Origin of the sequence: Catellatospora aurea (assembly GCF_042663325.1) — a bacterium.
Classification (GTDB): domain Bacteria; phylum Actinomycetota; class Actinomycetes; order Mycobacteriales; family Micromonosporaceae; genus Catellatospora; species Catellatospora aurea.
In genome coordinates this window covers 72,035-91,476 of the sequence record NZ_JBHTAC010000023.1, presented here as the reverse complement: position 1 = coordinate 91,476, position 19,442 = coordinate 72,035, and the positions used below count along the sequence as shown (strand labels likewise).

The 19,442-nt window shown below is 70.5% G+C and carries 15 protein-coding genes; 7 read left to right on the top strand and 8 right to left on the bottom strand.

What is annotated here, in order from left to right:
- Positions 1-146: 146 nt before the first annotated feature.
- Together ACFQO7_RS22220 and ACFQO7_RS22215 are read left to right on the top strand one after the other, a co-directional pair.
- On the top strand, positions 147-2,732 hold the full coding sequence (locus ACFQO7_RS22220) for an MGH1-like glycoside hydrolase domain-containing protein (RefSeq protein WP_376808151.1): 2,586 nt from the start codon (positions 147-149) through the stop codon (positions 2,730-2,732).
- Positions 2,733-2,870: 138 nt separating this feature from the next.
- Positions 2,871-4,229, top strand: a complete 1,359-nt coding sequence (locus ACFQO7_RS22215) for a Fic family protein (protein WP_376808150.1) — start codon at positions 2,871-2,873, stop codon at positions 4,227-4,229.
- Positions 4,230-4,286: 57 nt separating this feature from the next.
- Here the strand turns inward: ACFQO7_RS22215 and ACFQO7_RS22210 are convergent, their stop codons facing one another.
- From ACFQO7_RS22210 to ACFQO7_RS22190, 5 genes are all read right to left on the bottom strand, one after another.
- A complete protein-coding gene (locus ACFQO7_RS22210) occupies positions 4,287-5,615 on the bottom strand; it encodes an ATP-dependent 6-phosphofructokinase (protein WP_376808149.1) in 1,329 nt (442 codons plus the stop codon).
- Between the two features lie 105 nt (positions 5,616-5,720).
- Positions 5,721-6,962 carry a hypothetical protein gene (locus ACFQO7_RS22205; RefSeq protein ID WP_376808148.1) on the bottom strand — a complete coding sequence of 414 codons (1,242 nt, stop codon included), beginning with the start codon at positions 6,960-6,962 and terminating at the stop codon, positions 5,721-5,723.
- A gap of 206 nt (positions 6,963-7,168) precedes the next feature.
- The gene (locus ACFQO7_RS22200) at positions 7,169-8,080 is read right to left on the bottom strand and encodes a formylglycine-generating enzyme family protein (RefSeq protein WP_376808160.1); all 912 of its coding nucleotides are present in this window, start codon (positions 8,078-8,080) and stop codon (positions 7,169-7,171) included.
- Positions 8,081-8,148: 68 nt separating this feature from the next.
- The gene (locus ACFQO7_RS22195) at positions 8,149-8,913 is read right to left on the bottom strand and encodes an HdeD family acid-resistance protein (protein WP_376808147.1); all 765 of its coding nucleotides are present in this window, start codon (positions 8,911-8,913) and stop codon (positions 8,149-8,151) included.
- Between the two features lie 152 nt (positions 8,914-9,065).
- The gene (locus ACFQO7_RS22190; RefSeq protein ID WP_376808146.1) at positions 9,066-9,773 is read right to left on the bottom strand and encodes a ZIP family metal transporter; all 708 of its coding nucleotides are present in this window, start codon (positions 9,771-9,773) and stop codon (positions 9,066-9,068) included.
- A 111-nt stretch (positions 9,774-9,884) separates the two neighbouring features.
- Between ACFQO7_RS22190 and ACFQO7_RS22185 the strand changes: the two genes are divergently transcribed.
- The 3 genes from ACFQO7_RS22185 (at position 9,885) to ACFQO7_RS22175 (ending at position 14,040) form a co-directional block, all read left to right on the top strand.
- A complete protein-coding gene (locus ACFQO7_RS22185) occupies positions 9,885-11,765 on the top strand; it encodes an arylsulfatase (protein WP_376808145.1) in 1,881 nt (626 codons plus the stop codon).
- Positions 11,765-12,667: an HAD family hydrolase gene (locus ACFQO7_RS22180; RefSeq protein WP_376808144.1), complete on the top strand. Its 903-nt coding sequence runs from the start codon at positions 11,765-11,767 to the stop codon at positions 12,665-12,667. Before ACFQO7_RS22185 ends, ACFQO7_RS22180 begins: the two co-directional genes overlap by 1 nt.
- A 101-nt stretch (positions 12,668-12,768) precedes the next feature.
- Positions 12,769-14,040, top strand: coding sequence for an amidohydrolase/deacetylase family metallohydrolase (locus ACFQO7_RS22175; protein ID WP_376808143.1), 1,272 nt, complete (start codon positions 12,769-12,771; stop codon positions 14,038-14,040).
- Between the two features lie 50 nt (positions 14,041-14,090).
- Here ACFQO7_RS22175 and ACFQO7_RS22170 read toward each other — a convergent pair whose 3' ends face one another.
- The gene (locus ACFQO7_RS22170) at positions 14,091-14,549 is read right to left on the bottom strand and encodes a hypothetical protein (protein WP_376808142.1); all 459 of its coding nucleotides are present in this window, start codon (positions 14,547-14,549) and stop codon (positions 14,091-14,093) included.
- Between the two features lie 213 nt (positions 14,550-14,762).
- Here ACFQO7_RS22170 and ACFQO7_RS22165 point away from each other — a divergent pair, with 213 nt between their 5' ends.
- On the top strand, positions 14,763-15,935 hold the full coding sequence (locus ACFQO7_RS22165) for a hypothetical protein (protein WP_376808141.1): 1,173 nt from the start codon (positions 14,763-14,765) through the stop codon (positions 15,933-15,935).
- 135 nt (positions 15,936-16,070) lie between these two features.
- On the opposite strand, the gene ACFQO7_RS22160 is transcribed toward ACFQO7_RS22165, so the two are convergent.
- Positions 16,071-17,261, bottom strand: a complete 1,191-nt coding sequence (locus tag ACFQO7_RS22160; protein ID WP_376808140.1) for an MFS transporter — start codon at positions 17,259-17,261, stop codon at positions 16,071-16,073.
- A 198-nt stretch (positions 17,262-17,459) separates the two neighbouring features.
- Between ACFQO7_RS22160 and ACFQO7_RS22155 the strand changes: the two genes are divergently transcribed.
- Complete coding sequence (locus tag ACFQO7_RS22155; RefSeq protein WP_376808139.1) at positions 17,460-18,353, top strand: NAD-dependent epimerase/dehydratase family protein; 894 nt, start codon at positions 17,460-17,462, stop codon at positions 18,351-18,353.
- Positions 18,354-18,450: 97 nt separating this feature from the next.
- On the opposite strand, the gene ACFQO7_RS22150 is transcribed toward ACFQO7_RS22155, so the two are convergent.
- Positions 18,451-19,398 (bottom strand): helix-turn-helix domain-containing protein, encoded by a 948-nt coding sequence (locus tag ACFQO7_RS22150; protein WP_376808138.1) that lies wholly within the window; start codon positions 19,396-19,398, stop codon positions 18,451-18,453.
- Positions 19,399-19,442: the final 44 nt, after the last annotated feature.

Here is a 19,442-nt window from a genome sequence, read left to right as displayed (position 1 = left end):
GATCGCGCGACTCCGCCAAAGTTACGCAGACCCGTAACAGACGCAGGGGACAATCACGGGGTGGGCGAGCAGAGCGGGGAACAGGCGTGACGGATGCCGAACGTAGACGGTTGGCCGATGCGGATGCCGGGGCCGAGCCTTGGCGGATGTGGGGGCCCTACCTCTCCGAGCGGGCCTGGGGCACCGTGCGCGAGGACTACAGCGAGCACGGCACGGCCTGGGAGTACTTCCCGCACGACCATGCCCGCTCGCGCGCGTTCCGGTGGAACGAGGACGGGCTGGCCGGCATCTGCGACGAGCGGCAGACGTTCTGCTTCGGCCTCGGCCTGTGGAACGGGGCCGACCCGATCCTCAAGGAGCGCATCTTCGGGCTGACCGGCAACGAGGGCAACCACGGCGAGGACGCCAAGGAGTACTGGTGGTACACCGACTCCACGCCGACGCACTCGTGGATGTCGTGGCGCTACCACTACCCGCAGCGCGAGTTCCCGTACTCGGAACTGGTCGCGGTCAACCGGCAGCTGGACCGCTCCGAGCCGGAGTACGAGCTGGCCGACACCGGGGTCTTCGCCGACGACCGCTACTGGGTCGTCACCGTCGACTACGCCAAGGCGAGCCCGACGGACCTGTGCATGCTGGTCTCGGTGACCAACCGGGGCGCCGACCCGGCGACCCTGCACGTGCTGCCCACCCTTTGGTTCCGTAACACCTGGTCATGGGGTCTGCCGGGCCGCGACGACAAACCGGAGATCATCGCCGAGGCGGTCGGCGGCGGCGAGCTGCGCGCCCAGCACCGCATCCTGGGCCGGCTGACGCTGCAGGGCGACGGCACTCCCGAGCCGCTGGCCTGCGACAACGAGACCAACGCGGCACGGCTGTGGGGATATGAGGAGACGCCCGACTACCCGAAGGACGGCATCGCCGACCACGTGGTGCACGGGCTGCCGACGGTCAACCCGCAGCGCACCGGCACCAAGGCCGCGCTGCACTACGTGCTGACCGTGCCACCGGGCGAGACGGCGCAGCTCAGACTGCGGTTGACGCAGATCGCCGCGCCGGGCGGCAAGGCGCGCCCGCTGCCCTCCCTGGGGGCCGATTTCGACCACGTCATGGCCGCGCGCAAGGCCGAGGCCGACCAGTACTTCGCCTGGCTGGTCCCGCCGGGCACCCCGCCCGCGCAGGCGCAGGTGGTGCGCGAGGCCGTCGCCGGGCTGATGTGGGGCAAGCAGTTCTACCACTACGACGTCGCGCGCTGGCTGGACGGCGACCCGGCCTCGCCCGCCCCGCCGGAGGGCCGCCGGTTCGGACGCAACAGCGCCTGGCGGCACATGACCAGCTTCGACGTCATCTCCATGCCGGACCCGTGGGAGTACCCCTGGTACGCCGCCTGGGACCTGGCCTTCCACTGCGTCGCGCTGGCCCGCGTCGACCCGCACTTCGCCAAGGAGCAGATCCTGCTCCTGCTGCGCGACTGGTACCTGCACCCCAACGGGCAGATCCCGGCGTACGAGTGGGCGTTCGGCGACGTCAACCCGCCCGTGCACGCCTGGGCGGCGCTGCGGGTGTTCGAGATCGACGGCGGGCGCGACTACGCGTTCCTGGCCCGGGTCATGCACAAGCTGCTGCTCAACTTCACCTGGTGGGTCAACCGCAAGGACACCGGCGGCAACAACCTGTTCGAGGGCGGCTTCCTGGGCCTGGACAACGTCGGCCCGTTCGACCGCTCGGCGTCGCTGCCCGTGCCGGGCGTGCTGGAGCAGTCCGACGGCACCGCCTGGATGGCGATGTACGCCCTCAACCTGCTGGAGATCTCACTGGTCCTGGCCACCCACGACCGGGTGTGGACCGACATCGCGACCAAGTTCCTGGAGCACTTCGCGTACATCGCCAACGCCGCCTCGCACCAGGGGCTGTGGGACGACGAGGACGGCTTCTTCTACGACCTGCTGCGGCGTACCGACGGGCGGGAGGTGCCGCTGAAGGTGCGCTCGGTCGTCGGGCTGCTGCCGCTGTGCGCGACGACCACGCTCAGCTCGGTGACGCTGGTCCGGCTGCCGGAGATCGCGGCGCGGCTGCGCTGGTTCCTGACCAACCGGCCCGAGTTCACCGAGGTCGTCGGGGCGCGCCGGATCTCCGACGGGGGTCAGCAGCAGCGGCTGCTCGCGGTGGTCGGGCCGGAGCAGCTGCGGCGCATACTGAGCCGGATGCTCGACACCGAGGAGTTCCTGTCGGACTACGGGCTGCGTACGCTGTCGCGGGCTCACCTCGACAAGCCGTACACGATCCGGCTCGGCGGGCACGACTACACGGTGGGGTACGAGCCGGCCGAATCGACGAACGGGCTGTTCGGCGGCAACTCCAACTGGCGCGGGCCGATCTGGTTCCCGACGAACTACCTGCTCATCGAGGGCATCCGGCACTACGCCCGGTTCTTCCACGACGACCTGCTGGTGGAGTATCCGACCCGGTCGGGGCAGAAGCTGACGCTGGACCAGATCGCCGACGACCTGTCCGACCGGCTCATCGCGCTGTGGCTGCCCGACAAGGACGGCAACCGGCCGTACCTGCCGAAACACCCGATGCTGGGGGACCACCCCGACTGGACCGCCCACCTGACGTTCCCGGAGTTCTTCCACGGCGACAACGGCATGGGCCTGGGCGCCACCCACCAGTGCGGCTGGACCGCCCTCGTCCTCGACCTGATCCTCACCCGCAACCGCCCCGGGCGCTGAAAACCCGGCGTTGCACCACTGTCAACTACCAGTTTGCTCCCACCAACTCCCAAGATTGGGAGTTGGTGGGAGCAAACTGGTAGTTTCAACTACCACGAAGCCGTATGTGTGGGAGCAGCGTGTGTGGGGGGAGGGTCGATGCGCCGTCCGATGGCACCACCGCCATGGTCTGACATTGCTGACCATGTCGCGCAATCAGGTGCGCTTGCCCGTTTGATGTCGGTATTCCCCGACTTGCGCCAGAGCCAGCAATACCGTCACTGGGATGAACTCAGGCACCGCCAGCCACCCGATAAGATTAGAAGCGCAGAGGAATGGTGGTTCCTGACGAAATTGTCCCGTTCATCGGGAATGCGAGAACTCCCGCTCGACGATGCAAGTAGTGGCAAGTTTCGATACAGCTTGCCGGACGAGGTGCTCCGAGAACTCGACTTCAGTGCGACGCACCTTCGGGGTCGGATCGCGGTGAACGAGCAGGTCACCAACCCTGCGACGCGTGAGCAGTATCTAGTGGGTTCGCTCATGGAGGAAGCGATCACGTCGAGCCAGTTGGAAGGTGCTTCGACCAGTAAGCGCGTAGCGAAAGAAATGATCCAGTCGGGTCGGCAGCCGCGCGATCGCAGCGAGCGGATGATCTTGAACAACTACTACGCAATGGAACGCGTCGGGCAATTGCGCGACAAGCCGCTGACTGTCGAGGTGATCTGTGACCTGCACCGGATAGTGACGGAAGGGACGCTGGATAATCCCGACTGCGCCGGGCGGTTCCAATTGCCGAACGAAGAGCGGGTAGGTGTCTTCGACGACCAGGGAGAACTTCTGCACGAGCCGCCGCCGGCCGGTGAGATCGATGCGCGCATGGCGCAGCTATGCGCGTTCGCCAACGAGGACTCTTCGAAGTACTACCTGCCCGGCGTACTGCGTGCGCTGGCGATACACTTCATGGTCGGCTATATCCACCCGTTTGAGGATGGCAATGGGCGCACCGCCCGTATTCTCTTTTACTGGTCGATGCTGAATCAAGGTTACTGGCTGACTGAGTTCATTAGTGTCTCCAGCCTCTTGAACGCAGCCAAGGTCCAATATGGGCGGTCGTTCCTCTATACCGAGACAGACGACGGCGACCTGACCTACTTCTTCATCTACCATCTGGGCATCCTCCATCGCTGCATAGATCACCTGAACTCATATCTGACCCGCAAGGCGGAAGAGATGAGTGAGGTCAGGAACCTGCTCGCCCGCGAGGAGGAGAACTTCAACGGCCGCCAGATCGCCATCATCCGGAATGCACTCAGGAACCCGGCATTCTCGTACTCGGTGCAGTCGCACATGAGAGCGCATCGAATCGGTATGGAGACCGCCCGCAAGGATCTGATCGAGCTTGAAGAGGCCAACCTCTTGGCGAGACAGCGGTCGGGCAAGAAGTTTATTTACCGCCCTATGGCCGATCTCGCCGGCAGACTGCGTGACGCAGGTTCGAGGGCTCACGGCCGCTGAGCGAACGGGGCCATCCGACTGGCTCGGCGGCTGGGCTCGGCCAGCCGGATGACCGCGTCACGCGAAGCGGCGGGGTTGGCCGGTGGTTTCGAGGACGGACATCCAGAGGTCGCCGGCCGGGTCGACCTGGTTGCGCTTGCTGATGGCGAGGGCTATGGGGACGTGCACGAAGCGGCCGCGCCAGCGGCCGACGACCATCGCGGTGCGGCCGGCCATCGCGGCGTGCACGGCGGCGTGGGCGAGGCGGATGCAGTAGACGCTGTCGTACGGGTTGGCGGGCACGCTGCGGATGGCGTAGCTGGGGTCGATGTACTTGAGGCTGGTCTCCATGCCGTGCGCGGCGAAGTCGTCGGCGATACGCCGGCGCAGATAGAGGCCGATGTCCTTGAGTTTGCGGTTGCCGGACTTGTCGACCTGGCCGGGCTCGTCGGACTCCAGGTACTCCTGGCCCGCGCCCTCGGCGGCGACGACCACCGCGTGCCCGCGCTGGGCGACCCGGCGGCGCAGGTGGGCCAGGAAGCCGTCGTCGCCGTCGAGCTGGAACGGCACCTCGGGGATGAGCACGTAGTCGGCGTCGTTGTTGGCCAGCGCCGCGTAGCAGGCGATGAAGCCGGAGTGGCGGCCCATGACCTGCACGAGGCCGACCCCGTTGGGCACCGCGCGGGCCTCGACGTGGGCGCTGCGCAGCGATTCGGTCGCCTTGGAGAAGGCGGTCTGGAAACCGAAGCTCTGGTCGATGTACGGGATGTCGTTGTCGATGGTCTTCGGCACGCCGATCACGGCGATCTTCAGGCCGCGCTCCTTGACCACGTCGGCGATGGTCAGCGCGCCGCGCATGGAGCCGTCGCCGCCGATGACGAACAGCACGTTGATGCTCATCGACTCCAGGCAGTCGACGATCTCGTACGGGTCCTGGCTGCCCCGCGAGGTGCCCAGGATGGTGCCGCCGTACTCGTTGACGCCGCTGACCGCCTCGGCGTCGAGGTCGATCGGCGGGTGGCCGTACTTGGCGATGAAGCCCTGGTAGCCGTTCTGGAAGCCGTAGATCTTCGTCACACCGTAGTGCGAGGTCAGCTCCAGCACCAGGCCCCGGATGACGTCGTTGAGCCCGGGGCACAGGCCGCCGCAGGTGACGATGCCGACGCGGGTCTTCGACGGCTGGAAGAAGATCTTGCGGCGGGGTCCGCCGGGCTCGAAGCTGGGCAGCGCGTCCAGCTTCGCCTTGCGCGCGGCGACCATGTTCACGGTGTCGTCGAACAGCACCCGGTCGTTCTCGTCGACGTAGTGCTCGGTGCTCTCGGTCGAGGCCAGCAGCGGTGCCAGCGGTGATTCGATGCGGCAGTCGCCGAGCGTGCGCACGGTCAGGTCAACGGACTCGGGAGCCATCGCCGTCCTCCAAGCAGCTGCCGCAGCGGGGGCGAGCAGCCTATCGAGACAATGTTTCGCCAGGTGCGCGGCTGCGCCGCCGCGTACCGGCAGGTGGATCATCGCTCAGAAAAGCAGCCAGGTCGAGAAGAGCATGCCCATCGGCAGCGCAATGACACCCGCGACGGCGGCGTACGGCCACAGCAGGCGGGCGGGCAGGTGCCGCAGCACCAGCAGCGCGGGCAGCAGCAGCGTGTGCGACCGGTACTGCGACACCCCGGGTCCGGCGATCAGCGGGCCGACGAACATGGCCACCGCGTACAGCGCGAGCCCGGTGTCGTACGGCCGCAGCCGCCCGCGGCCCGACGCGATCACCGCGGCGGCGACTGCCAGCAGCGCCAGCGCCAGCGCCCACCACAACTCGGCGTCGGTGAACGTGTGCAGCACCCAGAGCAGGTCCTGCCGCGGCTCGGCGATGACGATCGGGGACGGCTCGATCGCCAGCTTGGCCAGCGAGTGCAGCGGGTTGTGCACGCCGTTGCCGTAGTGCTCCTGGATCAGCAGGTACGCGTTCCAGTGCCCGAGCGTCAGGTGGTGCAGGCCGAACACCGCGCCCAGCCCGGCCAGGGGCAGGCCCACCACGGCCAGCCCGGCCCGCAGCGCCGTCCAGGATCGCAGCTCACGGCGGCCCAGCAGGGTCACCACCGCGCCGAAGCCGATCGCGGCGACCGCGACCCCCATCGGGTACGCCGCGGCGACCAGCGCGCCCGCTGCTCCCGCCAGGACCCACCGGCGGGCCGCCACGAGCGAGACGCAGCCCAGCAGCAGTGCCCCGGCCAGCGCCATCGGGAACACGGCGTGCAGGTAGACGCCCGCCGGCAGCAGTGTCGCCAGCGCGAGCACCGCCACGGCGATCGGCCGGCGCGTATTCCGCAGCAGCCGCCACAGCAGCACGAACGAGACCAGCAGGCTGACCTCGGTGATGATCAGCGCGGCCGGGTACGCGCCGAGGCCGGTCGATGTCAGCAGGCGGATGAGACCGGGGTAGAGCGGGAACCAGCCCGCGGTGCCGCACCACGCGCCGGGCGCGAACTGCGGGGCCAGGACCGGATCGCTGTCGCACAGGAACAGCTCGTACCCCTGCTCGGCGATCTTGACGTAGAGCCCGGAGTCGGCGCGGACCCGGCCGTTGATCGGCAGGAACGGCTCGGCCACCAGCGCCCCGGCCACGATGTACATCAGGTGCCCGACCAGGTATGCCAGCACCGGCGGCAGCAACGCCAGGCCCCGATCGCGCCATGTCGGCGCGCCCCCGGGAGCCGTCGCCGGTGCCTCGGGTGTGAGGACGGCGGCGGGCACTGAGGACATGGACAGAATCCTCCCCGGACCCCGTCCCCGCCCGCAGCCCGGGTCCCCGCCCGGCGGCCGCCGTCACCCAAGGTCATCCGATTTGCCCGGCAGATGTGCGTATCTTGGGGTCGAATACCCACAGGCGCCAGGCAAATCGGGCGATCATGGCGGGCGACGGCGACGGCGACGGCGACGGCGACGCGGCCCGGCGCGGTCACGGCGGGTCAGGGGCGGATCACGAGGCGGAAGCCGAGGTGGCAGGTCGAGGTGTCGACGGCCTGGGGCATGCGGGCGGCGGGGCGGTAGCGGCGGCAGTAGTTCGGGGCGCAGAGGAACGAGCCGCCCTTGCTCACGCGGCGCGGGATGCGCACCCCGGGCGTGGCCGGGTCGTAGCTGGCCTGTTCGGTGTTGCCGCGCGGGCGTGCCGGGGCGCAGCAGGCCTGCGGCGCGGCGGGGTCGTGCGGGCCGTACCAGTCGGCGGTCCACTCCCACACGTTGCCGATCATGTCGGACAGCCCGAAGGCGTTCGGCGGGAAGGAGCCGACAGGCGAGGTCGTCTCGTAGCCGTCGGCGGCCAGGTTGAGCACCGGGAACTCGCCCTGCCACAGGTTGGCCCGGTGCTCGCCGCCCGGGGTCAGCTCGTCGCCCCAGGCGAACTCGGCCGGCTCGCTCGCGCCGCCGGACGCGGCGTACTCCCACTCGGCCTCGGTCGGCAGCTCGCCGCCCGCCCAGGCCGCGTACGCGGCGACGTCGGCCCAGGCCACGTGCACGACCGGATGGTCGTCGAGGCCGCGCAGGCTGGACCCGGGGCCGTACGGGTGACGCCAGTCCGCGCCGGGCGCCAGCTGCCACCAGTGCCGTATCTCGCGCAGGTCCACCCGCCGGGGCGGCCGGACGAAGACGACGGAGGCGGGGACCAGCAGCGCCGGGTCGGCTCCCGGGTAGTCGGCCGGGTCGGGCGCGGTCTCGGCGACGGTGACGTGGCCGGTCTGCCGGACGAACTCGGCGAACCGCCGGTTGGTGACCTGGTGCCGGTCGATCCAGAAACCGCCGACCCGGGCCTGGTGGGCGGGGGCCTCCTCCGGGTAGTGCGCGTCGGAGCCCATCCGGAACGTGCCACCGGGCAGCCACACCATGCCCGGCCGGGGCGGCGGGCCCGGGGCGTCGCCGTCCCGGCCGGGCCGGGTCAGGGTGATCGGTTCCGTCACGCGGTGACCGCCGTGCCGCCGGGGCCGACCCGCCCCTGCTCGGCCTTGTGCTTCAGGTCGCGCATCCGGAACGCCATGATGAAGTCGGTGATGCCGCGGGCCAGGCAGATCGCGCCGACGAACACGATGAGCAGGAAGAACGAGCGGGTGAACCGTCCTGCGGCCCAGAAGCCGAGCAGGATCTCGATGATGCCGACGACCAGGCCGAGCCACCAGCCGTCGTGCTCCTTCTTGGTGAGGAAGGCCAGCACGATGTCGGCGGCGCCCTTGAACAGCAGGTACCAGCCGATGAACGCGGCGAGCCAGAACACCGTGCCGCCGGGGTTGATCCAGCAGATGAAGCCGGTGATCAGGAACAGCACGCCGAGGATGGCGTGCAGCCAGCGCCAGCCGGGCGCGGTGAACGCCTGGAACAGCTCGAAGATGCCGGCCACCAGCACGACGATGCCGGCCAGGGTGGCGACGACGCCGATGCTGCGTACCGGCGACTGGTTGAAGGCCAGCACGAACCAGCTGACGATGATCCAGCAGACGCCGGTGATGAGGAACAGCCACCACGGCACGCGGGACGCGGGCAGCGGGGTGGCGCCGCTGAACATGTCGCCGGTCGCCTTGGTGCCCGGCGGGACGGGGCCGGGCCTGGCCCCGGTGGCGGCCGCTGCCGTGCCGGTCGCCACACCCTCCTTCGCCGCGTGGGCGCCGGCCGCGGCTGCCTGGCCCGGCTTACCCGTGCCGGGGCTGCTGGGCGTTGCGGTGCTCATGCCTTCTCCTCACTGCGTTCGTCGGCGGCATGTCCGAGCCTGCTGATGCGCTCGCTCATGCGCGCCGCCGGAAGTAAGAGCCATCCGGTTGCAGACTATGCACCGTCTCATAGCGTTATGAGGTGATTCGGCAATTTGTGCCGAACATTCGGCTAGTCCAGGGCCGACAGCGCGCCGGCCACCGCGAAGCCGAGCACCGCGAGCAGGCCGGTCGCCTTGCCGCCCTGCCGGTAGGCCTCCGGGATCATCGAGTCGGCCAGCATGGTCAGCACCGCCCCGGCCGCGAACGCCTCGACGTAACCGCCGTCGGCCCGCGGCACCACCCGGTACGCCAGGTAGCCGAGCGACGCGGCGAGCGCCGACACGGCCACGATGGTCCACCACACCCGGTACGCCTGGGCCTTGGTGTGGCCGTGGGCGCGCATGGCCGCCGTCGCGCCGAGGGCCTCGGGCAGGTTGGACACGAACACCGCGATCAGGAAGGCCACCGCGACCTCGCCGCCCATGGCCACGCCGACGCCCAGCACCAGCGACTCCGGCACGCCGTCCAGCAGCGCGCCGATCACCAGGGAGCGCTCGGCCGAGGCCGCGCCCATGCTGCGGCGGCCCGCGACGACCGCGTCGGCCGTGAAGAAGACGACCGCGCCCAGGCCGAACGCGGAGAACAGCAGCACGTCCTGGTGGAACCCGGTGGGCACCAGCTCGTACGCGATCGCCGCGAGCATCGCGCCGGAGCCGAAGCCCATCACCATGCCGACCCGCGACGGCGGCACCGGGGTCGGCCGGTATGCCAACCACGCCCCGATGACCAGGGAGAACGCTGCGAGCGTCGCCCACCCGGCCGCGGCCAGCACGCCCATCGGACCTCCATCGTCTGCATCCGACGGTATCAACGCATTACGTCGATAACGGAAATATGGTTCGCATCTCCGGAATACTGGACGGCGGTATCCGTGTCTCTGGGAGGCGACATGCCGCGTACGCAGCCGACGGCGAAGAAGGTCCCCGCGAAGAAGGCCGCGGCGAAGCGGGCGACCGCGAAGACGACGACGGCGAAGCGGGCCACCCCGGTGCAGAAGGCCGCCACGAAGGCGCCCGCACGCAAGTCCGCCACCACGGCGAAGGCGGCGCCGACGGCGAAGGCCGCACCGGCGAAACGGGCGCGCGGGACGACCGCGGTCGCCGGCCCGTCGTCCGGCGGCCAGCCCGCTCGCAAGGCGGGGCCGGGTAAGAAGGCCGCGGCGCCCGTACCCGCCAAGAAGGCGCCGCCCTCACGCGCGACCACCCGCACGGCGGCAGACCGCGGCCCGGCGCGCAAGTCCGCGCCACGGTCCGCGGCGGCCGGCGCGGGCGCGGGCCGCAAGCCCAACATCCTGGTCATCTGGGGCGACGACATCGGCATCACCAACCTGAGCTGCTACAGCGACGGGCTCATGGGCTACCGGACCCCCAACATCGACCGGATCGCCGACGAGGGCGTGCGCTTCACCGACTACTACGGCGAGCAGAGCTGCACCGCGGGGCGAGCCGCGTTCCTGACCGGCCAGGCGGTGTTCCGCACCGGTTTGTCGAAAGTCGGCATGCCCGGCGCGGACCTGGGCCTGCAGGCAGCCGATCCGACCATCGCCGAGCTGCTCAAACCGCACGGGTACGCCACCGGCCACTTCGGCAAGAACCACCTGGGCGACCGGGACGAGTTCCTGCCGACGGCGCACGGCTTCGACGAGTTCTTCGGCAACCTCTACCACCTCAACGCCGAGGAGGAACCGGAGCACGAGGACTACCCGGACCCGCGGCGCTTCCCCGATTTCCGCAAGAACTTCGGCCCGCGCGGGGTGCTGCACAGCTGGGCGCTGCCCGGCGGCGGCCAGAAGATCGAGGACACCGGCCCGCTGACCCGCAAACGCATGGAGCTCATCGACGACGAGGTGTTCGAGCACGCCTCCGACTTCATCCAGCGACAGGCCGACACGGACACGCCCTTCTTCGTCTGGTTCAACACCACGCACATGCACTTCAAGACGCACCCGCGCTCGGAGATCAAGGGGTGGGCCGGGCCGTGGCAGTCCGACTACCACGACGTGATGGTCGACCACGACCGGATCGTCGGCGAGCTGCTCAACCTGCTCGACCAGCTCGGCATCGCCGACGACACCATCGTCATGTACAGCACGGACAACGGCCCGCACATGAACACCTGGCCCGACGCCGGCATGACGCCGTTCCGCAACGAGAAGAACTCCAACTGGGAGGGCGCCTACCGGGTGCCGGCGCTGCTGCGCTGGCCCGGCCGCATCCCGGCAGGCTGGGTGTCCAACGAGATCGTCAGCCACCTGGACCTGCTGCCGACGCTGCTGGCCGCCGCGGGTGATCCCGACATCGTCGAGGAGCTCAAGGCCGGGCACGAGGCCGCGGGCAAGACGTTCAAGGTGCACCTGGACGGCTTCAACCTGCTGCCGTTCCTCACCGGCGACGAGCCGCACAGCCCGCGCGAGGGGTTCTTCTACTTCTCCGACGACGGCGACCTGACCGCGGTCCGCTTCGACAACTGGAAGCTGGTCTTCATGGAGCAGCGGGCCCCTGGCACGCTGCGGGTCTGGGCCGAGCCCTTCACGGTGCTGCGGGTGCCGAAGATCTACAACCTGCGCACCGACCCGTTCGAGCGCGCCGACGTCACCTCCAACAGCTACTACGACTGGCTGCTCGACCGGGCGTACCTGGTGCTCGCCGCGCAGAAGCTGGCCGGCGACTTCCTGGCCACGTTCCGGGAGTTCCCTCCACGGCAGGAGGCGGCGAGTTTCACCATCGACCAGGTGGTGAAGAAGATGCTGGAAGGGATCGGGAGTCACTGATGGCGTTCCTGCCCTCCTGGCGGCCGGGCCCCGCCCGCGACGCGATCACGTCGTTCCTGGACGAGTCGCTGGCGCTGCCCGCGGAGCAGCGGGTGGCCGTGCTCGACAACGACGGCACGCTGTGGTGCGAGAAGCCGGACTACATCCAGTACAGCTTCCTCGTGCGCACCCTGCACGACGCCGTCGAGCACGACCCCGGCCTCGGCGAGCGCGCCGAGTACCGGGCGCTGCTCGACAGCGACCACGCGGCGCTCGGCGAGCTGGGCCTGCAGCGCATCGCCATGGCGCTGCTGGAGCTGTGCGCGGGCTGGACGCCGGACGAGTTCGCCGCCCGGGTGCGCGACTTCATGGCGGCCGAGAAGCACCCGGACCGGGGCGTGCCCTACCCGAAGCTGGTCTACCAGCCGATGCTGGAGCTGCTGGACGTGCTGCGCCAGCACGGCTTCGACGTCTTCATCGTCACCGGCGGCGGCACCGAGTTCGTGCGCGCGATCAGCCGGGAGCTCTACGGCGTGCGCCCCGACGACGTCGTCGGCACGCTGGTCGAGTACCACCACGAGCAACACGGCGACGGGCCCGCGCTGGTGCGCACCGCGCAGGCGCAGGGCGAGGTCAACGAGGGCTGGGCGAAGGTCGAGCACATCCAGACCCAGCTGGGCCGCCGTCCGATCTTCGCGGCCGGCAACAGTGCGGGCGACAAGGAGATGCTGGAGTACGCCCGCGCCGCCGGCATGCCCAGCCTGGCCGTGCTCATCGACCACGACGACGCCGAGCGTGAGTACGCGTACGCCTCGGCCGCGGTGACCTTCGCCGACACCGAACCGATCACCGCCACGGCCCACCGTCTGGGCTGGACGGTGGTGTCCATGCGCGATGACTGGTCGACCGTCTTCCCACTCTGACCCGCACTAAACTCACCCACCAGCACCGACAGAGCAAGGAAGGGCACCTTCTTAACGCTCCGCGTGTAGAAGGTGCCCTTCCCAACCGGAGGAGCGCTGGCATGGCCTACGACCTGCTACTGGTGGGTGGCCGGGTGATCGATCCGGACGGCGGCCGCGACGGCGCGGCCGACGTGGCGGTGGCCGCCGGGCGGATCGCCGCGGTCGGCGCGGACCTGCCCCGCGCGGCGGCCCGCGAGGTCGTCGACGTGGCCGGACGCCTGGTCACGCCGGGCCTGGTCGACCTGCACACGCACGTTTTCCCCGGCGCGACCTACTGGGGCATCGACCCCGGCCCGGCTGCCTGGTGCTCCGGTGTCACCACCTGGGTCGACGCGGGCTCCGCCGGGGCGTACGGGCTCGAAGCGCTGCGCGCCGCGATCCGTGGCTACCGGGTGCGGGTCCCCGTGCTGCTCAACATCTCCGCGGTCGGCCTGACCGGGCTCACCGGCGAATCCCGCGACCTCACCGCCTGCGACACCGACCTCGCGGTCACCACCATCACGGCCAACCGCGACCTGGTGTACGGCGTCAAGGCCCGCATCGACGCCAACACCGTCGGGGCGAACGGGCTGGAGCCGCTGCGCCGGGCGATCACCGTCGCCCGGGCCTGTGAACTGCCCGTCATGGTGCACGTAGGAGTCGCGCCGCCCACCGTCGCCGAACTGCTGCCGCTGCTCGGTGCGGGCGACATCGTCACCCACTGCGCCAGTGGCATCGCCCTGGGCCGGGGCGGCCTGGACCCGGCGCTGCGCCGCGCGTACGACGCGGGCGTGCTGTTCGACATCGGACACGGCTCGGGCGGCTTCGCGTACGACGTGCTGGAAGCCCAGCTCGCCGCGGGCATGCCGCCGCACGTCGTCTCCACCGACCTGCATGCGCGCTCGCTGCACGGCCCGGCCTTCGACCTGCCGACCACGATGGCCAAGCTGCTCGCGGTGGGCCTGCCGCTCGCACAGGTCGTCGCGGCGGCGACGGGTGCGTTGGCCCGTGCGCTGGGGCTGCCCGCGGGGACCGGCACGCTCGCCGTCGGCGCGCCCGCCGACCTGGCCGTATTCGCCGTGGAGCAGGGCGGCTTCCCGCTCGCCGACGTGCACGGCCAGCTCCGGAGTGCGCCGATGCGGCTGCGCAACGAGGCGACGTACGTGGCCGGGCGGCTGCTCCCGCCGAGCCTGCCCGTCCCGCCACCGCCGTGGGTCCCGCTCACCGCCGCCCAGCGCGACGCGCTCGCCCGCCGCGACCGTACGATCCGCCACCTGCTCACCACACCCCTGGTCACCCCCGAAGGCCTGGCCGAACAGTTCCCGCGCGACTCACAGCCCGGGCAGACCTAGAAGAGTTGTGGTCGCTGGAGCGACCACAACTCTTCTCGATCCGGTGCTGGTCAGCGAGGCGTGGCCGGGGTGCCGGAGGCGGCGCCGCAGATGGCGATCATCTGGTCGGACAGGGCGTCGATGCGGGTGACGTCGAGCTTCTGCAGCGAGTTCATGTCGGTGAGGCTCTTGCCCTGGGCTTCGAACTCGTCGGCGAGCTGGCCCAGCGTGCTCTTGACGTCGGCGGCGTCCGCCGTGGACGCGTCGGTGCGCAGGTTGGCGGCGAGGTCGACCAGCTCGCTGCCGGCGGCCTTGACGGACTGGTCGGCGGCGGCCATGTTGCCGGAGTCGGCGGCCTGCGTGACCTTGGTCAGCTCCCGCGCGAACTGGCTGAGGCCGTCCTCGACGGTCTTGGCGGTCTTGGTGCAGACCTGCGGCGTGGGTTCCGCCGCGGCCGGCACGGCGCTGAATCCGAGCGCGGCGAGGATCGTGGTGGAGAGGATGCAGGCTGCACGTGAGAGGCGTCGCATGACGTCCTCCAATCGGGGCCGCGGGCCCGGCTGGGAGAGCCGACCCAAGATGACCATTGTCCGCCCGCTCCCCACATACCTGGGCGAACTCCGCGAACAAGACAACCGGACGGCCGTTATTGCGTACGATATGGGGCTTTTTGTCATTTAGTGCGTCGCCGGGGCCGGTCGGCACGGCGTGCCGGATGCGGGGTGAGGGCTTAGGCTCCTGCGGTGCGTTGGCGTTCCAGTGTTGCGGTCGTTGCCGGTGCGTTGATCGCGCTGCTGCCGGCGGGGTGCGGTTCGGAGGCTGCTCCGGAGCAGCCGCGGGGCGAGTGGGTGGCGGCGGGGGCCAGTGCCGCGCCGTCGTCGGCGGCTCCGAGCGCCGCGCCCTCGTCGCCAGCGCCTGCCGCGGTGGTGGTGGGCAACCCCAAGGGCCGGGCGTCCGTGCCGGCCGAGGCGAAGGCCGTGGACACCTCGCGGCCGACCCGGGTGATCGGTGACGGCACCCCGGCGAGCTGCACCTCGAAGGCGGTCGTCGCGGCGGTCGCGGCGGGCGGCGTCATCACCTTCGACTGCGGGCCGGACCCGCTGACCATCACCATGGCGGCCACCGCCAAGGTCAGGAACGCGAACGGCCCGAAGATCGTGCTCGACGGCGGCGGGAAGATCACCCTCAGCGGCGGCGGCAAGCGGCGCATCCTCTACATGAACACCTGTGACAAGGCCCAGGGCTGGACCACCTCGCACTGCCAGGACCAGGACCACCCCCAGCTCACGGTGCAGAACCTGACCTTCGCCGACGGCAACTCGACCGGCGAGACGACGGAGGGCGGGGGCGGCGGCGCGATATTCGTCCGCGGCGGACGGCTCAAGGTGGTCAACTCGCGCTTCATCCGCAACCGCTGCGACAGCACCGGGCCGGACCTGGGCGGGGCGGCGATCCGAGTGCTGAGCCAGTCCAAGGGCCTGCCGGTGTACATCGTCAACAGCACCTTCGGCGGCGGCAAGGGCCTGGGCGGCCGCTGCTCCAATGGCGGCGCGCTGAGCAGCATCGGCGTCTCCTGGGTGGTGCTCAACAGCGTGCTCACCCACAACAGCGCGATCGGCAGCGGCGCGAACCCGGCCCGCGCCGGCAAACCCGGCGGCGGCAGCGGCGGGGCGATCTACACCGACGGCAACCTGTTCACGGTGCGCATCGCCGGCTCGATCGTCACCGACAACCATGCCGAGGAGGGCGGCGGCGCGGTCTTCTTCGTCAGCAACGACCGCACCGGCACGATGACCATCGAGTCGTCCACCCTCCAGCGCAACCCCAGCGACGGCTTCGAGACCCAGGGCTTCCTCGGTATCTTCTTCCTCGGCGCCCGCAACCCCACCGTCAAGTCCTCCACCCTCCGCCGATAAGGAAGGGCACCTTCCCATCGGTATGCGTAGTGGAGGGGCACCTTGTTAACGGTCCGGTCCCGCGACCTGCGGCGGAGCGGCGCGGGGGAGTGAGCGGCGGGTGCGGACGACTGGCGCGGGGTCTGCGGGAGCGGGTCAGGTGGTCGCGGACCGGGGCGCGATCGGGGCCGCCGCGCGGAGACGTAGCGCCGGTGCCGCCGCCGCGACGAACAGCGCCAGCACGGCCGGCACGGCCAGCGCCGCGGGCAGGCCCACCAGCTCCGCCAGCGCGCCGATCACCAGGGGGCCGACGACGAAGCCGAGGAAGCCGAGGCTCGCGACGCGGGCGATGGCCTGTCCGGCCCGCGCCGGGTCCTGACTGCCGGCGGCGGAGAAGACCTGCGGCGCGATGCAGGCCAGGCCCGCGCCGAGCAGGCCGAAGCCGGCGACCCCGGCAAGCGGGTGGCCGATCAGCAGGGCGGTGCCGAGGCCTGCCGCGGCGAGCAGGCCGCTGTAGCGGACCAGGCGTACCGCGCCCAGCCGGGCGGTGAGGCGGTCGCCGACGAGGCGGCCGGCCATCATCATGATCGAGAACGCGGCGTACGCGGCCGCGGCGAAGCCCGCCGTGCTGCCCAGGCTGTCGCGCAGGTAGACGCTGCTCCAGTCGGCCGCCGCGCCCTCGCCGACCAGGCAGCAGAACACCAGCACCCCGAGGAACGTCACGCCCGGCAGCCCACCCGCTCCCGGCCCGGACTCCGCCGCCGGGACGGCCTGCGGGGCGAGCCGCCGGCGGGCGGCCACCAGGCCGGTGCCCGCGACCACGGCGGCGACGAGCAGGAACGTGGTCGTGGCCGCCAGCCCCGCGTACGCGCACAGCCCGCCCACCGCCGCCCCGAGGAAGCCGCCGACGCTGTACACGGCGTGGAACGAGGACATGATCGGGGCCTGCCAGGCCCGCTGCACCTCGACGGCGGCCGTGTTCATGGTGATGTTGAGCAGTCCGTGCGCGGTGCCGAAGGCGAGCAGGCAGCCCGCCAGGACCGCCAGGTCAGGCGCGAACGCGGGGGACACCAGCAGCACGCCGTCGGCGAGCACGACGGGCAGCAGCAGCCGGCCGGTGCCGTACCGGTCGACCAGCCGGCCCGCCGCCTGCATGCCGATGATCGCTCCCGCGGCGAAGGCCAGCAGGCCCAGGCTGAGCGCGCCGTCGGTCAGCCGCAGGCCCTGCTTGATCGCCGGGATGCGGGCGGTCCAGGTGCCGAGGATCACGCCGTAGAGTCCGAAGAGCAGGCAGACGGCGACCCGTGCCCGGCGCAGCGGGACACGGTCGAGCGGTGACGAGGTCATGGGGTCCGTCTCCGAGGGGGCGGGCGCGAACATCATGAATGTATGCGCCTTCCGCGCCGCCCGCAGCCCGGTCGTGCCCGCGTCCGAGCCTGTATGCTGCGCAGTGCCCTGGCCAGGCCCTGGGTTCGAGCGGCGGGCACGCTCGTGGCCGGCCGGGAGCTGACTAGTGCCGGTCGAGAACTGCGGGAGCCGAGAATCATGTCGAACGAGACGCTGCTGGTCACCGGTGGTGCCGGCTTCGTGGGGACACACCTCATCCGGGCGCTGCTGGACACCCGTCCGACCGCGCGGATCGTGTCCGTCGACAACTACTTCACCGGTCGGCACGACAACGAGATCGTCGACGAGCGGGTGACGTACCTCGACGGCTCGACGGTGGACATCTTCAAGATCTGGGCCGAGCACGGTTTCGAGTCCCCGAAGATGGTCTTCCACCTGGGGGAGTACGCCCGGATCGTGCAGTCGTTCGACGAGTTCGACCGCACCTGGGAGTACAACACCCACGGCACCAAGGAGGTCATCCGCTTCGCCGCACAGCACGGCGCGCGCCTGGTCTACTCGGCGTCCAGCTCGAAGTTCGGCAACGAGGGCAAGGACGAGCACCTCAACCCGTACGCCTGGACCAAGGCGAAGAACGTCGAGCTGATCAAGAACTACGGCGAGTGGTACGGCCTCGACTACGTGATCACGTACTTCTACAACGCCTACGGGCCGGGCCAGATCAGCGCGGGCACCTACGCGACCGTGATCGGCATCTTCGAGCGGCAGTACCTGGCCGGCGAGCCGCTGACCGTGGTGTCCCCGGGCACCCAGACCCGCGACTTCACCCACATCTCGGACATCATCTCCGGCATCCTGGTCTCCGCCGAGGGCGGCAAGGGCGACGGCTACCTGCTCGGCAACGGCCGGGAGTGGGAGCTGACCGAGGTCGCGAAGATGTTCGGCACCGAGCACGTGATGATCCCGGCCAAGCGCGGCGAGCGCACCCACGGCCGCGCCGACAATTCGAAGGTCCGCGACCTGGGCTGGGAGCCGAAGGTGGCGCTGGACGCGTACGTCGCCGAGTTCGTGCGGAACAACCCGCGCCCGTGACCTGACCGCGGTTTCGGGGAAACCGCAGTCTTCCGGCCCCCGGAAGGGCCAGTTTCCCCGAAACCGCACAGCGGCCTCTGCCGAACGGCGAGGCGGGTCAGATCCAGCCGCGGCGGGCCGCAATGGCGCCCGCCTGGAAGCGGTTCGCCGCGCCGAGGAGTTCGTAGAGGCGGCTCATGCGGCGGCGCATGGTGCGCACCGACCAGTCCAGCTGGCGGGCGACCGCCTCGTCCTTCAAGCCGCTGACCAGCAGGTTCAGTAGCGCCCGGTCCTCCTCGGACACCGGGTCGTCGACGGGGGCGAGCAGCGGCACGGCGGCCCGCCAGCACAGCTCCCAGTAGTCGATCAGCCCGTCCAGCAGCGTCGACGGCCTGATCACGGCGGCCCGCACGTCGGACAGGTCCAGCGACAGCGGCATCAGCGCGATGCGCCGGTCCGCGATGGCCAGCTTGATGCGCAGTCCGGGCAGCACCCGGGCCTGCTCGCCGTGGCTGATCAGTTCGCGGATGTCGTCGAAGACGCCGGGCCACTCCAGAGCCTCGGGCGCGTACACGGCCCGGTACGTCACGCCCCGCGCGATGCCGGTCTGCTCGATCGGGTTCGACGTGGTCAGCGCGTACGGCGGCCGGTCCAGGGTGATGACCTCCGCGCGGGCCTCCTGCTGGATCTGCACGAACCACCGGCCCAGCGCCTCGCTGCCGGTCACGATCTCGATCTCCTCGCCGGTGCCCGTGTGCGCCGCGGCGAACAGCAACGACAGCTGCGCGGCGGCGGCCTGCACCTGGTCCAGTTCCGCGGAGCGAGCCCGGACCAGCGCGGACACCCCGGCCTGCGGCTCGATCGCGGCATACCGGCGGCGGGCGCCGGCCAGCCGCCCGACGAGACCGTGCTCGCGCAGCCGGTCCAGGGCGCGGGCCGCCCGGTCGACCGAGCAGCCGAGTTCCTCGGCGAGTTCGGCCGGGGCGGCGGTTCTGCGGACGAGGATGGCGCGGTATACGGCCTCGTCGAAGGGGTCGACGCCGGCGGGGGTGAGGTCGGAGGGCATGGCCCAGATCTTGGCCCAAACGTGCCACCGGCAGCAACGGGCCA